We start from the raw sequence: 14,944 nt of genomic DNA, 5'->3' as shown, positions 1-14,944 counted from the left end.
GCGCCGGATTCCCGGCGCCCGCTACTTTTTGTTATCTATTCTCTAGCCGTTGCGTTTCCTCGAGTCGAATCTGGCGCCGCCTTTTCCGGCTCCGAATCCGTCCCGGTCTCCGGGGGTGAAGTTTTCGATCATCTGAAGCCGGATCTCAACCTTTTTCTCCGCCAGGGTTGCCAGGTCCTCCGGTGATGCGTTGCCTGTCATTACGGCGTGGATCTCGTCCCTGAGGGCGTCCATTGCCTTCCAGTTGTCGGCTCTGGCCTTTTCAACGGCTTCGTTCCTGCCGGATCTGCCGGGCCCTCTCCCTCTGTCGTCGTCGCCTCTACGGAAGGGGCCTTCCTGGTGCCTTTTCTCCGCCAGCTTTTTCTGGTCCCCGTCGAGAAGGCCGTAGAGGTCGCGATGAAGCTCCATCCTCTTGGTCTCCAGGGCCACCATGTCCTTCTTCATCTCGGCGACTTTGCCCTCGTCTATATTTCTCCCCGCCGACAGGTCGTAGCGATAGTTCCTCAGGGCCCAGGCTGTTTTCCTGGCGAGTTCCGAGTTGTCGGCGAACCACTTGCGCTCTATCTCTCCCATCTCGAGTTTCTGCCTCGCCGACAGGCTCAGATCGTCGCCCCAGCGGTTCATTCCCTGGCCGAAACCTCTCTTCGTTTGTCCGTCGTGGTGCGTCCTATGTCCTCGGTCCCGTCCGCCGCATCCGTTCCAAGCCTCGGCGCTTGCCGACATCGAACCGATCGTAACCGCCGCTACCGCCGCCAAAATAGCCAGTGTTCTCTTTCCGTTTTTCATCTCTGAATTCCTCCTCTTGTCGATATAAGCTTCCCTCTCGGGGGCTCTCTCTTTCGCTGTGACCCCATTCTAGCCCGGGGCAGGTCAAGGTGCCTTATAGGAACGGTAAAGGAATGTAAGGGAGGTCGCCCCGTCGGTAAAAAAAGGGGACCCCCTGCCATTTGGGGGTGGCAGGGGGGATGGGGAAAGAGTTTGCATCCCTATGGGGATGTCTCAGGAAGGGTCTTATTGATCGGGGACCATGGTCCCCTTTTCGATGTAGTTCAGGTGCCAGCCCAGGGCGGAGGCCAGATCATGAGGTTCGTGTCCTCCCTTGGCCTCGCCGAGTCTCAGGTATTCCATGAGAGGTGCCCGATAATCGGGATGGGCGCATTTTTCTATCATGAGACGGCTTCTCTCCCTGGGGACGAGCCCACGGAGGTCCGCTACGCCGTATTCGGTGATTACCACGTCCACGTCGTGCTCGGTGTGGTCCACGTGTGAACAGAAGGGAACTATCCTGGAAATTTTTCCTCCGTTCGCCGTCGAGGGGGACAGGAATACGCTCAAAAAGGCGTTTCTGGCGAAATCGCCCGATCCTCCTATGCCGTTTATCATCTTGCTGCCCATGGCTACGGTGGAGTTCACGTGACCGTAGATGTCCACCTCCAGGGCCGTGTTTATCGCTATCAATCCTAGCCTGCGTATTATCTCCGGGTGGTTGCTTATCTCCTGTGGCCTCAATACCGCTTTTTTCCTTATTTCCTCTAGTCGGCGGAGCAGTTTCTTGGCTCCTTCCGGCGAGTTGGTGAAGGCTGTTCCGGACATCTGCTGGACTTTGCCCGTCTCCAACAGGGTCAACATGGAATCCTGGATTACCTCGGAGTATATTCTGAGGTCGTCGGTGGGCCAGTCGACCAATTCCCCTATTACGGCGTTGGCGACGTTGCCGACTCCGGCCTGTATCGGCAGGAGACCCGGCGGGAGTCTCCCGGAGGAGACCTCGACCGACAGGAGGTCCATGAGGTTTCTGGCCATAGCCCGGGAGACGGGATCCGGCTCTTTCATCGGAGTGAGGTGGTCCGGTACGTTCGATGGAACGATCGCCACTATCTTCTCCATAGGACAGGTTATATAGGGAGTGCCTATCCTGTCGTTAACCTTCAACACGTGAAACGGCTTTCTATAAGGCGGCTCCTCCGGGATGAATATGTCGTGGATGCCCTCCAGCCCCTCCGGCTGGGAGGTGTTCACCTCTACTATCACCCGTTCCGCCGATTCGACGAAACTGGGAGAGTTTCCCACCGACGTCGTAGGCACCAAGTTGCCTTCCTCCGTTATGGCGCAGACCTCTATTATCGCCACGTCCATCGGTCCGTAGAAGCCGTAGCGAAGGTTCTGAGGGGTCATGGAAAGATGCATGTCCTGAAAACCGACCTCGCCGCCGTTTATGGCGTCTCTGATCGCCTTGCCCGTCTGGTAGGGAAACCGATAGGATATGGCTCCCGCCTCGGCCAATCTGCCGTCCAGCTCGGGGGCTACCGATGCTCCCGTCCATAATGTGAAGTTTTTCGGACCTCCGTTCAGGGCTCTGTCGGCCATCGCCGACGGTATCACCTTGGGATATCCCGCCGGGGTGAAGCCGCTGCATCCTACCGTGGCTCCGTCCTGGACGTACATAGAGGCCTCCTCCGGCGTCATCAGTCTCGATCGTAGGGCGGTGTTTCTGATTCTGTCCTTTGCATGGCCGAAAAGATCGGTCATATTAGGTTCTCCTCTCACGAAAAAAAAGAGACGCCCCCTGAGGGACGTCTCTGAATCGCAACGAAATAAAACCGATCGACCGATGGCCGACGGGTTTCTCGCCGATTACCCCGAGTCCTCGCAGGGTGGATGGGTCGCGTGTTCAGGCCGGTATCCTGGCTTCCCTCATCCGTCGCCGAGCCTTCCCGGAGAAACTCTCCAGTGGCGTTTTCGACGACGTCGGGTATACAGTGGCGGGTCCGCGCCGGATTCTCACCGGTCTTCCCTGTCACCTGAACTCGATTGATTACGAAGGTCATTATATACCTTTTTCCGACGAGGTCAACCCCTGGCGAGAAAATCGTAAAGAATGGTAAGGGGATTTCCTCCTTCGTGTTTCAGCACGATATAATAAATTGTCGTAGAGTGTCGTGAAAAGCTGTGATTCGAGGGAGGTTTTTCCGTATGGATAAAATTTTAGTCGTAGACGACGACAGGGAGTTGGGCGAGCTCCTGATGGAGTATCTCGGAGGAGAGGGTTTTCAGGTAAGCCTCAGCTACGACGGTAAAAACGGGGCATTTGAGGCCGCTGCGGGAAAGCACGATCTGGTCGTGTTGGACGTCATGCTGCCGGGTCAGAGCGGTTTCGAGGCCCTGAAGGAGATCAGGAGGACGTCGTCCATTCCGGTGATCATGCTGACCGCCAAGGGAGACGAGGTGGACCGGGTCTTGGGGCTGGAGATGGGAGCCGACGACTATCTTCCCAAGCCCTTCAGCCCCAGGGAGCTTTTGGCCAGGGTTCGGGCGGTCATGAGGAGGCGAAACGGTCCATCCGATCCGGAACGCCTGACGGTGGACGATCTGGAGATGTTCGTCCGTTCCAGACAGGTGATGCTGGACGGCATCATAGTGGATCTGACCTCCATGGAGTTTCGGCTGTTGGAGGTGTTGCTCCGTTCGGCCGGTCAGGTCGTGTCCAGGGACAAGCTGTTTCGTAAGGTACTAGAGAGATCGGCGGCCCCTTTCGACCGGAGCCTGGATATGCACGTCAGCAACCTCAGAAAGAAGCTCGGCCCCCACGAGGACGGAACGGACCGAATAAGGACCGTCCGGGGCGAGGGCTATCTCTATACCCTTCCGGTGAGCTGAGATGTCCTGGCTTAGGTCCGCCACCCTGTTCAGAAAGATCTTTTTAGGCTTTTTGCTGGCGATCGCAGTGGCGTCGGTGCTCCACGTCGCTGTTACGGGGCTTATCGTCCGGTTGGGGCTTCTGGATCTGTCCCTGGAGGCCAAGCTCAGAAAGGAGCTGAATAGGGAGGCTCCGTCTCTCGTGGCCCTTTACGAAGAGAAAGGGGCCGACGCCCTGAAGGACGAGCTCGGTCGTCTGAGGGAGGAGAGGCGGCTGCTGTTCGTCATTCTGGACGATAGGGGAGCTCCTCTGTCGGGTATGGTCCCCTCCCGGGGAGAGAGGATGATGCCCGACGTCAGGCGTCATCACGGTCTCTCCGGTCCCCCCCGCACCTCCTGGATGAAGGATCTTCCAGCCGCCACCGAACCGGTGGTCTCGCCCGGCGGCGCGACATACGTGGTCACCCTGTTCGCCCTTCCCGGAGCCCTTCCTCCCGAGGACGGTTTTTACCTGTCTCTGGTCCTGTATTTCGCCGTCCTGATGGCGGTGGGAGGGGCGGTGAGTTACTTTCTCGCCCGACATATATGCTATCCGGTCGAGGCGTTGAGCAGGGCCTCTCTGGCTCTGGCCTCGGGGGATCTGTCCGTAAGGGCCGAGAGGGAGGGCCCCTTCGGCGACGACGAGATAGGCCAGCTGGCCAGAAATTTCGATTCCATGGCCGATCACGTCGAGAGAAACATCACGGGTCAGAGCAGGCTTCTCGGGGACATCTCCCACGAGCTCAGGTCTCCTCTTACGAGGCTCAACCTGTCGCTGGAGCTGCTTCGAAACAGGCTTCCCGATGACCTGGACGGCCTTATGAACAGGATAGAGCGGGAGTCGGAGAGGATGAACCATATGATCGGCGATCTTCTCGGCCTCGCCAGGGAGGAGTCTCGTTTCGGAGGGGAGCGGAGGGAGTCGGTTTCCCTGAGGGATCTACTGGCCTCTGTGGCGAAGGACGGTCGTTTCGAGGCGCTCGCCTCCGGAAAGGACGTCGTTTCAGAGGATGTCCCGGACGTTGCCGTATCGGTCGACAGAGAGGCCATGGAAAGCGCCCTGGAGAACATCGTGAGAAACGGCGTCAGGTACACCGCCCCCGGCACGGTGGTGGAGCTGAGGGCCGAATACGTGCCTGAAGAGGAGCTTCCCCTCGCGATAATAGTGGAGGACCGCGGGCCCGGCGTTGCGGAGGAAAATCTGGAGGCCATATTCAGGCCCTTCTTCCGAGAAGGAGAGGCCAGGGACAGGGACTCCGGCGGAGTCGGCCTCGGCTTGGCCATAGCCCGCAGGGCTGTGGAGAGGCACGGAGGAATCGTGGAGGCGGCCAACAGGGACGGAGGGGGGCTGTCTGTCAGGATCAGACTTCCTCTGGGGTTCGGCTAGTTTCCCAGAAGAGGGCTTATCCTCTTGTAGAGCCAGAAAGTCGATATGGATACGATAGTCCCCTTCAGAAGGTTGAAGGGGACTATTCCGTATATCACCAGAGACGGAACGTCCTCTATCGCAGGGATCGCCGCACCGGCCATGGATATGAGAGTGTCGATCGGGACGAATTTGGAGTACAGGGGAATCAATACCGTGCCGTTTAGGATCGCCGCCGTGGCTGTCATGGTAGCCACCCCCGCCGCCATACCGATCAGGGCCCCGGTTTTGGTCTTATTCGCCCGATAGATCAGTCCCGCCGGGAGGACCAGAGCCGACCCCATGACGAAGTTGGCCATCTCCCCGACTCCTGCCGAGGAGGACGCCGCGCAGTGCAGCAGGTTCTTCACCGCCTCTATGGCGACGCCGTTGCCTGGGCCCCAGGCGAAGGCCCCTATCAGTGCCGGAACGTCGGACAGGTCCATCTTCAGAAAGGACGGGAAAATAGGCACCGCCGTGTCCACGTACATGAGTACGGTGGCCAGCCCGGAAAGCAGGGCACCCCACACCATTCTGCGGACGTTCTCGTTTCCCCTCGCTCGTTCCATCTCGATCATTCCCTTTCTTTATCTCGAATGTCAGACCGTTGTCCTACGGCCGGGTAACCACGTATGATATCCTATTTTCGTTTCGGTCGCCACGAAATTTGGGCGATACGGATGTATACGCTATAATTGAGAACGAATTCTGGAGGAGGTTTAACCATGGCTCGTGATTCGTCCGACACACTGCATCAGGTTATGGAGAAAATCCGAAAGGACCTTGCGGACAGCATGGTCACCGTGTCGGATTTTCGAAAGGACGAAGACGACCGGCTTAGCACCATAAGATCCGAGCTGAGCGCTACCCGTTCCGAGCTGGAACAGGTGATATCCGAGATGGACGAGATGACGTCTCTTTACTTTGCTGCCAGGAGCGTTCTGTCCCAGTCTGTCAGAGGTGGAACAGAGATAGAGCAGAGGAAGGCCTACGAGAAGGCGGAGGAGTTCCTGTTTCGTAAGGCTGCCTTGGCCGAGAGGGAAAAGGGTCTTAGACAGCTTAGGGACTATCTCGAGAGGGACGAGCGCAGGGTGGCCTCCAGGGTGGAGAAAAGCGACTCTGCCGTCGGAAGGCTCCGTGTTGCCCTCAACGTCGTCAACGATAGGATCGAGACCATAGAGGTAAACGAGGAAAAGGGCGGGGCCAGACGGTTGGCTCAGGCCTATTCTCTGGTGGAGAGGGAGAGCATGAGTCTGGCCCGGGAGCTTCACGACGGCCCGGCCCAGAAATTCTCCGGCGCACTGATGTCCATGGATTTCGTGAGGCGCCTTCTTAGAAAGGATCAGGTGGAGAAAGCCTCCGAGGAACTGGACAAGGTAAGGGAGCAGATGGTGGAGACGATGGACGAGATAAGGTCGTTTCTGCACCTTCTCTACCCTAGAGACCTGGAGGACGGTCTGATGGTCGCCCTGGACAGATGGGTCGAGGCCACGTCCAGCCGCTACGGTGTGTCGGTCAAGCTCAAGACTATGGGCCCGGTAGAGGAGATTCCCGGGGGCATGGCACCCCATCTCTACAAGATCGTTCGTCAGGCCGTGGCCAACGCCGTCACCAAGGGAGAGCCTAAGAGGGTGACGGTTTTGTTCTCCGTGAGGGACGATATTCTGTTCGTCAAGATAATGGACGACGGCTTCGGCTTCGATGTCGAGACCGCCATGGAGAAGGCCAAGGAGAGGGGCTCTTACGGGATGGTCTCCATGGAGGAGAGGTCCAGAATACTCGGAGGGGAGTTCAACGTCGACAGCGTCCCGGGGCAGGGGACGATAGTCTCTTTAAAGGTGCCGATAAGGAGTGATAGCTGATGGAAAAAACCATCCGTGTCCTAGTTGTGGACGACCACGCCATATTCAGGACCGGCGTGATAAACACCCTTTCCCTGGAGGACGATATAGAGGTGGTCGGAGAGGCTGGCGACGGGCTGGAGGCGCTGGAGCTCATGAGGAAGGTGAACTTCGACGTCGCTCTGGTGGACGTGACCATGCCGAGGATGGGCGGGGTGGAGCTGATGGGCAAAATGGAGGAGGCTGGATTTGCCCGATCGGTGATAGCCTTGACCGCCTTGGAGGACGACAGGGACATGGTGTTTTTGTCCAAGGCGGGGGTCAAGGGCTTCGTCCTTAAAACCTCCGGCTTCGACGAACTGATCTCTGCTATAAGGACGGTATCCGGAGGGGATAATTACGTCGATTCCCGGGCTGCCGGCAAGCTCCTGAACTGTTTCTCCGAGGACTCCTCTCGGGAGAGGGGCATGTCCAGACTCTCCGAAAGGGAACTGGAGGTGCTTTACTGGCTGGCTCAGGGACTGAACGGCCAGGACATAGCGGAACGGCTGTCCCTGTCTGACAAGACGGTGAAGAACCACATAAGCCATATCCTAGCCAAGCTGGGGGTGTCCGACCGAACCCAGGCTGTGGCTTGGGCCTGGAGGTCCGGTTTAGCCTCGAAGGATCCATCGTTTTTCAAAGACTGAGACTTCCATATCTTATCCGTATCTACGGGGAGCCCCGAAAGGGACTCTCCGTTTGTTTTGAAAAAGCAATAAAAAGGGCTACAATGGGGCCGAGCATAAGGACGATCGAGGAGGGATCGATTATGGCGGTTTCGTTGTTCCGGAAGGCGAAGGGTTTCGTGACCCGTTCAGTTTTGGATCGGGCCGTCGAGAAGGTTCGAAAGGGAGAGATGGGCGATCTGGCCGATATGCTGGAGTCCATAGGAAAATTGGCCCCGGCCCGGTATCACAGGGAGGCCTTGGGCAGGATGGCGAAGATGGTCCGTTCCGAGGATCCGTCTGTGGCCTTTCTGGTCCGGGCCGTCCGGGAGCTGTCGCCTCTGGCCCTGGAGAATATGATCCGAAACCTGATAGTCAACTTCATGGTGCTGGGCCGAGGAGTCAGGGAGGAGAAGGAGGCCGAACTGGGGGTCCATCTGCCAAATTTCATGGTGATAAGTCCTACCATGAAATGCAACCTTCATTGCACCGGATGTTATGCCGGAGAGTACGACAGAGAGGGAGAGCTCACCTTCGATGAGCTGGACGACCTTCTGAGGCAGGGGAAGGAGCTCGGGATGTATTTCTATACTCTCTCCGGAGGGGAGGTCCTGCTTTATCCCCGTATATTCGATCTGTGGAAAAAACACGACGACTGCTACTTCCAGTTCTACACCAACGGCACCCTGCTGGACGACGATACGGTAGATCGTCTGGCCGCCCTGGGGAACGTCGCTCCCATGGTGTCGGTGGAGGGAACGGAGGAGCAGACCGACGCCAGGAGGGGCAGGGGAACCTATCGCAAGGTCCTGGAGGCCTTCCCCAGGATGAGGGAGCGGGGGATGCTCTTCGGCTTCAGCGCCACCTGTACGTCCCTGAACTCGGACTATCTGGCGAGCGACGAGTTCATAGGCTCCATGGTGGAGCGGGGCTGCATGGTGGGGTGGTTCTTTCAGTATGTTCCCATAGGGGTGAGCCCCGATCTGACCTACATGGCCAGCCCCGAACAGAGGGCCGGACTGCACGATAGCATCTTACGCTGGCGTTCCAGCGGCGATTACCCCATCTTCACCGGCGATTTCTGGAACGACGGCCCCTACGTGGACGGGTGCATGGCAGGTGGGAGTCGCTATTGGCACGTCATCTCCGACGGCAGGGTCGAGCCCTGCGTGTTCGTCCCCTTCGCGGCAGACAGCATAAGGGAGAAGAGCCTGGTGGATATAGCCAGGAGCCCGTTCTTCTCGGCCATAAGGTCTGCCCAGCCCTATGAAGGCGACGACGACCTCCTGTGTCCCTGCATGATACTGGACCATCCCCGCGTTTTGAGGGAACTGATAGATCGTTTCGACGCCGAGCCCTGTCATCCCGGGCTGGAGAGGATGCTGTCCGGCTCGGTGGCGGAGGGATTGGACGATTACGGAAAGGCGATAAGATCCTTATACCGCCCCCTATGGGAGGGGTGCGAGAGGGAGAGATACCGTAAAAGGGTTTCCATGGAGGAATGAGAGGGGAGGGTTTTAGGTGTTTCGCAGGATGCGACCGTTTCTGTTCGCCCTGGCGGTCTGGGTCTCTCTGGCGGGATCGGCCGGAGCCGACGACGGAGGGCTGGCGTCTTTCATCCGCGAGTCCGTATGGAAAAGGATAGCGGGAGGTGGCATGAACAGCGCCTCTGTGGCCGTGACGGAGGGGGGTGGGATCGTCTTTTCCGAGGGATTCGCCGCCGCCGACAGAGGCGGGGCCGTCCTGGCCGACGAGGACACCCTTTACAACATAGGCTCCATAAGCAAGGTGTTCTGCGCCGTGGCAATCATGGTTATGGAGGACGACGGGGTCTTGGATCTCGACGACAGGGTGGTCGACCTCCTTCCTGAGTTTCGGATGGACGACGGCCGTCTGGAAAACTTAACTGTCAGGATGTTGCTGAACCACTCGTCCGGGCTGCCGGGAACCGTGTTTCCCGGAGCCTTTTCCTACTCTCCCGAAGACGGATACGAGGATTTTTTCATGGATACCCTGGCTAGGTCCTCCCTGGTTCACGATCCCGGCGGGGCCGCTCCCTACTGCAACGACGGCTTTACCCTGGCGGAGTTTCTGGCGGAGAGGGTGGGAGCCATGGATTACGCCGATTTCCTGAGACGAAGGGTCTTCGGGCCATTGAAACTTTCGTCCGCCGGGATCAGCGTAGGGGCCCGGTCCGATCCGTCTCGCCAAGCGGCCCGCTACTACAGACCAGACGGCAGGATGGAGCCTCTGGAGGCGGTCAACCTGCTCGGGGCCGGAGGGCTGTCCTGCACCGCCTTGGACCTCTGTCGATTTTCCGCGATGTTCTATCCCTCGGGGTCTTCGGTGCTGAGCGAGACCGCCAGGACTGAGATGCTGTCGCCTCAGCCTCCTGAAGGTCGGGGCCGGAGCTCTCTGCCCAATCTGACCTTCGGTCTCGGCTGGGACGCCACGTCGATCAGCTCCTACCGGGAGGCGGGGATTCAGGTTCTGGTGAAGACCGGAGGGACAGGGCACTACTCATCGGTGCTTTTCGTGGTTCCGTCCATGGAGCTGTCCGTGGCGGTGCTCTCCTCCGGCAACTCGGACGCCCCGGAGCTGGGAGGGGAGATACTGAGACGGATCCTGTCCGACAGGGGGGTGGTGTCGCCCGTTCGGTCCGCCTCCGTATCCAGGGAGAACGGCCCCTCCATGCCGGACCGGGTGGAGGATTTTCAGGGTTATTACGGTTCCTCCGGTGGAGGTCTGGTCCGACTCGTCTTCGACAGGGAGTCGGAAACTATGGAGCTGTGGAAGATAGACGGTCCCGGAGAGGCCGACCGTTCCAGGGAAGTAGTCGGGACCTTCCGTTCCGGGCTCACCTTCGTCGACGAAAACGGGACCGACTACAGGCTGGTGTCCGACGACGGAAAACGCTATCTCTTGGCCGAAATGCCCCTTTTCGAGACGGAGATAGTGGCTCTAGAGGGCTTGCCGATACCGGAAGATCCGGTATCTCCGCTGCAAGGGGTAGCGGGAAGACTGTGGCTGAGGCGGGATATGTCCCGGTCGGATTCGTCTGCCTACTACGGTAGCGCCATGGTCCGTCCCTTCGTGCTGTCCGACCTTCCGGGGTATCTAGTCTTCGGACAGCCGATGGCGATGATCGATCCCTTTAGGGGAGCCGCCGCCACCGAGACCTTGAGGGATCGCACCGAACTGATCCTGGACGAGACCGGAAGGTCTGCCTGGCTCTACGGCGCCGTCTACATGCCCTCGGACCGGGCCTCGTCCCTCCCTTCGGAGGGAACGTCCGTAAGGCTGGAGGAGGGCGAGACCTGCCGGTGGATGGCGGTCTCCCGGGACGGGGCCCTGCTGGTGGAGCTGCCCCCGGAAGGGCGGTGCCTCTTCTTCGACCGCCTGGGGGACTGTGTCTACGATAGCCTGGTGGACAGTGCCCCTCTGTCCGTTACTGCCGGGGGCTTTCTGGCCCTCACAGGCGTGGCGGACGACGTCTTCTACCTTTCGGAGAGCTCCAGCAGCACTATCTCCGGTCGGGAGCTCGTCCTTATCGGCGGCCCCCAGACCCCGACTCCGCAGGACACGTAGACCCACGTGTCTCCGTATCGTTTCAGCCCCCAGTCCAGGTCGAACAGTGCGGAGGTGACGAACTGGAAGGGGAAGATCTGGCCGTGATGGGTGTGACCCGACAGAACCAGCGACGCCCCGGCCTCTCTCGATTCCTCTATGGACGACGGGGTGTGGTCCAGGACGACCGTAGGCAGGCCGTCGTCGGGGATCAGGGAGGCCAGTGGTGCCCTGGGTCGTCCCATCCTGGCGGACTGCACGTCCTCCCGGCCGATTATCCAAAGCCGGTGGTCCAGCTGGCTCCGGTCGTCCATCAGCACCGTTATGCCGTTGCTCTCCATTATGGCCCTGGCCCTGTCTATGCCGAGGTAGTACTCGTGGTTGCCCGGACAGGCGTATGTTCCCATAGGGGCCTTCAGCTTCGCCAGGCCCGCGGCGGCTTTCTCCAGGGCGGGGCCGTCCGAGCCGTCCAATATGTCGCCTGCCATCAGGATTACGTCCGGCGACAGCTCTCGGACCGAGTCGATCACCCGTTTCAACCAGGGCGGGGGGGTCTCCGAGTCCACATGGAGGTCGGTCAGGAGGACCGCCCTGATCGGGGGGCCCGACAGTTCCGGTATCTCGAGCTTCAGATGTCTCACTGCGGGGAAACGGGCGTTGACCGCTCCGACCGTCACCATCAGGATCGAGGCGACGGTCCAGACGAGGAATATCCTTCCGTTCGCCCTGGGGCCCGGGCTCTTGCCGAGGATATAGGTTATCAGGCGGAACAGGTCCCATATCAGGGCCGGTACGACGAGAGCGGGAAGCAGCGCCATCCAGATCTCGCCTATCTGGACGAGACCGTGCCGAGCGGCCTCGGGAATTACTCCCGAGGCCGCTCTACCTATCGGCAGGGCGAGAGCTCCCAGGGCGGCCAGCCCAAGGACCGTCCGTCTGACAGAGTCGAGTGGAATCGTGCCGGCCCATCTCAGAGCCCCGTAGGAACTGAGCCCCAGGTAGACCGTTATGAAAGCCGCTATGAACCATCTCATGGTCTAGGCCATGGAGTCTATGGTCTCTCTCACCTTGTCGACGTCGGGGCTGCGACGGTGGAGAGGGGTGTCGTCCTTTTCGTAGATCCCCAGAGAGTCCTCGAAGGTGGGACGTCCCTCCTCGCGGTAGAGGATCCCCAATGGGAAACGCTCCGTCTCCATCGCCAGGGCCAGGGCCGCCGATCTGTTCGAGCTGTCGTGTTCGTCTCCGAGCCTGTAGGTGTGGTCCTTGAACCACTTGAAGGTGTTTATTTTGTTGAAGGAAACGCAGGGCTGGAAGACGTCCACCAGGGCGTAGCCTCTGTGCTTTATGGCTGCCTTCATCGTCTCCGCAGTGTGGTCCACGTCGCCGGAGAAGGCTCGGGCCACGAAGGTGGCTCCCTGCACTATCGCCAGGGCCAGAGGGTTGACCGGTTCGCTGGATACCCCTCTGGTCTGGACCGGCGTCACCATCCCCCTGGGAGAGGTCGGAGAGGCCTGTCCCTTCGTCAGTCCGTACACCATGTTGTTATAGACGAAGTTGGCTATGTCGGGATTTCTCCTCACCGTGTGGAGGAAGTGGTTTCCTCCCTCGCCGTACATGTCGCCGTCGCCTCCTATCGCCACCACGGTCAGTTTGGGATTGGCTGCCTTTACCCCCGTGGCGTGGCTCAGGGCCCTGCCGTGTAGGCCGTTTAGGAAGTTGCATTTCATGAAGTGGGGGGTCTTGGCCGCCTGTCCTATTCCGGACACCACCACAACGTCCTCCGGGGCCATGTCCATGTCGGCCAGGGCCTTCTTGAGGGCCTCCAGTATCTTGAAGTCCCCGCATCCGGGACACCAGGCCATGTCGGCTTCGGGGAGGTCGAATATTCTGGGATCGGTCATCTTATTACACCTCCTAACCGAGTATTTCGGAGAGACCCATTCGGACCTGCTCCACAGAGAACTGAAGGCCGCAGTAGTTCCTGAGATGTCCCTGAGCTGAACGTCCCGTAACCGATCTGATCAGGTTCTCCAGCTGGCCGTCGTGGTTTCCCTCCACGAATATCAGCTCGTCGGCTCTCTCCACCGCGGCTACGACGTCCTCCGCCACGGGCCAGATCTGCCGGATCCTCATGAGGGCGGTGTCGGAAAGTTCCAGATCTTTCAGGGCCTCCGAGACTATCGGTCCCGTAGAGCCCCAGCATAGTACGAGCCTGGTCCAGTTTTCCGGGCCCCGGATATCGGCGGGGACGAAGTCTTCCTTGAGGAGCTCCCCTTTTCTGAACCGTTTGTCCGACATCCTAACCCTCAGATCGAAGTCCTCGAAGACGTGGCCTTCCTCGTCGTGTTCGTGGCTGTCGCACCCAACGATTTCTTTGCCCAATCCCGGTACGCTTCTGGGGGATACCCCGTTCGGGACGTCCTCGTATCTTCTGTATCCCGGCCCGGAGGTCACAAGGCACTTGTCCGGTTTCGCTGCCGTCAGGTCGTCGGGGTCCACGTCTCTGAATGTGTTGAGAAGGTACTGGTCTGTCATGACGATGGACTGGACCTGATACCGGTGGGCGATCTCGAAGGCTCTGGCCGTAAGACTGTAGGCCTCCTCTATGGTTCCCGGCGCCAGCACGAGCCTGGGAAATTCGCCGTGTCCGGCGTGGACGGCGAGGTTCAGGTCTCCCTGCTCGGTTCTGGTGGCCATTCCCGTTGCGGGGCCGGGCCTCTGTGCCAGGTGCGCCACCAGTGGGGTCTCCGCTACTCCGGCCAGGCTGAAGCCCTCGTACATCAGGGAAAACCCTCCTCCTGAGGTAGTCACCATTGGGCTTGCCCCGGCGTAGGACGCTCCTACCGCCATGTTTATCGCGGATATCTCGTCCTCCACCTGCTCTACCGCCAGGCCGAACTCGGAGGCGTTCTGAGCTGCAAAGGCAAGGACCCCCGTGGCGGGTGACATGGGATAGGCGGTAACGAAGTCGCATCCTCCGGCTATCGCCCCCAGGGAAACGGCCTGCACGCCGTTCATGACCCTTCTGCTGGAGGTGTCGTCCTTTTCCGGAGGGGCCAGATCGGGGAATTTCTCCGCCATGTCTCTACCCAGCTCCAGCCCTTTCCCGCAGGCGGACCGGTTTTCGTCCACTACCTTGTCTCCCTTTTTGCCGAAACGGGAGCGGAAGTATTCCTCCGCCTGGTCGGTCGAGGCGTCCGTAATCCCCAGGACAAGCCCGGCGGCGATTACGTTGGCATAGACGGCTCCTCCCGCTTCCTTGGCCATCTCGCCGAGGGCAACGTCGAAAAGGGCGCCGTCTGTCTTCTCGAATTCTTCCCCTACGGACGATCGGTCCGCCGCTATGACGGTGTTTTTGGTTATTCTGTTCCTTATGTTCTCCCTAACTCCGGGGCTGAGCACGACGAGCAGGTCGATTTCGTCCACCATCCCGTCCACCGGGGTAGAGGATATCCTTATCTCCGTCGAGTTGTTGCCTCCTCTGACCCGGGACATGTACTCCCTGGTGGCGAAGACGTGGTATCCCGATCTCTTGAGGACCTTGGCCAGTATGTCCTCCACGGTCTGAACTCCGTATCCGGCTCCGCCGCAGATGACGACGGAGAGGTCTTTTCCGGAAGCCATTCCCATTCCCCCTTTCGTTCGGGACCGGTTCGATGGTCCCTTTCATACGATCCTACCATAGGTAAGGACTAAGAAAAAAGTGGAAAGCTCTCTTGTGCGTCGAAGATGAGGGGACTATCATAAGG

The 14,944-nt window shown here is 59.5% G+C and carries 12 protein-coding genes and 1 riboswitch; of the genes, 6 read left to right on the top strand and 6 right to left on the bottom strand.

From position 1 onward, the window contains the following. Positions 1-42: 42 nt before the first annotated feature. Together L2W48_RS09135 and scpC are read right to left on the bottom strand one after the other, a co-directional pair. A complete protein-coding gene (locus L2W48_RS09135; protein WP_236099892.1) occupies positions 43-786 on the bottom strand; it encodes a hypothetical protein in 744 nt (247 codons plus the stop codon). Positions 787-1,011: 225 nt separating this feature from the next. Beyond that, entirely contained in the window at positions 1,012-2,529 is a 1,518-nt protein-coding gene (scpC, locus tag L2W48_RS09130) for a succinyl-CoA:acetate CoA-transferase ScpC (RefSeq protein ID WP_236099891.1), read from the bottom strand. A 128-nt stretch (positions 2,530-2,657) separates the two neighbouring features. Further along, a riboswitch (cobalamin riboswitch) is annotated at positions 2,658-2,820 on the bottom strand. A 153-nt stretch (positions 2,821-2,973) separates the two neighbouring features. Between scpC and L2W48_RS09125 the strand changes: the two genes are divergently transcribed. Further along, positions 2,974-3,657, top strand: coding sequence for a response regulator transcription factor (locus tag L2W48_RS09125; RefSeq protein ID WP_236099890.1), 684 nt, complete (start codon positions 2,974-2,976; stop codon positions 3,655-3,657). A gap of 1 nt (position 3,658) precedes the next feature. Next, on the top strand, positions 3,659-5,062 hold the full coding sequence (locus L2W48_RS09120) for an ATP-binding protein (RefSeq protein WP_236099889.1): 1,404 nt from the start codon (positions 3,659-3,661) through the stop codon (positions 5,060-5,062). Here L2W48_RS09120 and L2W48_RS09115 read toward each other — a convergent pair. Further along, complete coding sequence (locus L2W48_RS09115; protein ID WP_236099888.1) at positions 5,059-5,649, bottom strand: ECF transporter S component; 591 nt, start codon at positions 5,647-5,649, stop codon at positions 5,059-5,061. The genes L2W48_RS09120 and L2W48_RS09115 overlap by 4 nt on opposite strands. Positions 5,650-5,805: 156 nt before the next feature. Between L2W48_RS09115 and L2W48_RS09110 the strand changes: the two genes are divergently transcribed. The 4 genes from L2W48_RS09110 (at position 5,806) to L2W48_RS09095 (ending at position 11,216) form a co-directional block, all read left to right on the top strand. Next, positions 5,806-6,942: a sensor histidine kinase gene (locus L2W48_RS09110; RefSeq protein WP_236099887.1), complete on the top strand. Its 1,137-nt coding sequence runs from the start codon at positions 5,806-5,808 to the stop codon at positions 6,940-6,942. Further along, on the top strand, positions 6,942-7,610 hold the full coding sequence (locus L2W48_RS09105) for a response regulator transcription factor (RefSeq protein WP_236099886.1): 669 nt from the start codon (positions 6,942-6,944) through the stop codon (positions 7,608-7,610). The genes L2W48_RS09110 and L2W48_RS09105 overlap by 1 nt, the downstream gene beginning before the upstream one ends. Positions 7,611-7,732: 122 nt before the next feature. Further along, positions 7,733-9,133, top strand: a complete 1,401-nt coding sequence (locus tag L2W48_RS09100) for a radical SAM/SPASM domain-containing protein (RefSeq protein ID WP_236099885.1) — start codon at positions 7,733-7,735, stop codon at positions 9,131-9,133. Between the two features lie 16 nt (positions 9,134-9,149). Beyond that, complete coding sequence (locus tag L2W48_RS09095) at positions 9,150-11,216, top strand: serine hydrolase domain-containing protein (protein WP_236099884.1); 2,067 nt, start codon at positions 9,150-9,152, stop codon at positions 11,214-11,216. Here L2W48_RS09095 and L2W48_RS09090 read toward each other — a convergent pair. From L2W48_RS09090 to L2W48_RS09080, 3 genes are read right to left on the bottom strand one after another with little or no spacing between them, the layout of a single operon-like run. Further along, positions 11,126-12,229, bottom strand: coding sequence for a metallophosphoesterase (locus L2W48_RS09090; protein ID WP_236099883.1), 1,104 nt, complete (start codon positions 12,227-12,229; stop codon positions 11,126-11,128). The genes L2W48_RS09095 and L2W48_RS09090 overlap by 91 nt on opposite strands. A gap of 3 nt (positions 12,230-12,232) precedes the next feature. Next, complete coding sequence (locus L2W48_RS09085) at positions 12,233-13,096, bottom strand: thiamine pyrophosphate-dependent enzyme (protein WP_236099882.1); 864 nt, start codon at positions 13,094-13,096, stop codon at positions 12,233-12,235. A gap of 13 nt (positions 13,097-13,109) precedes the next feature. After that, positions 13,110-14,819, bottom strand: a complete 1,710-nt coding sequence (locus L2W48_RS09080; RefSeq protein ID WP_236099881.1) for a 2-oxoacid:acceptor oxidoreductase subunit alpha — start codon at positions 14,817-14,819, stop codon at positions 13,110-13,112. Positions 14,820-14,944: the final 125 nt, after the last annotated feature.

Source organism: Dethiosulfovibrio russensis (assembly GCF_021568855.1).
GTDB classification, from domain to species: domain Bacteria; phylum Synergistota; class Synergistia; order Synergistales; family Dethiosulfovibrionaceae; genus Dethiosulfovibrio; species Dethiosulfovibrio russensis.
Note: the sequence above shows the minus strand (reverse complement) of the source record. Positions and strands in the feature narration are given on the sequence as shown.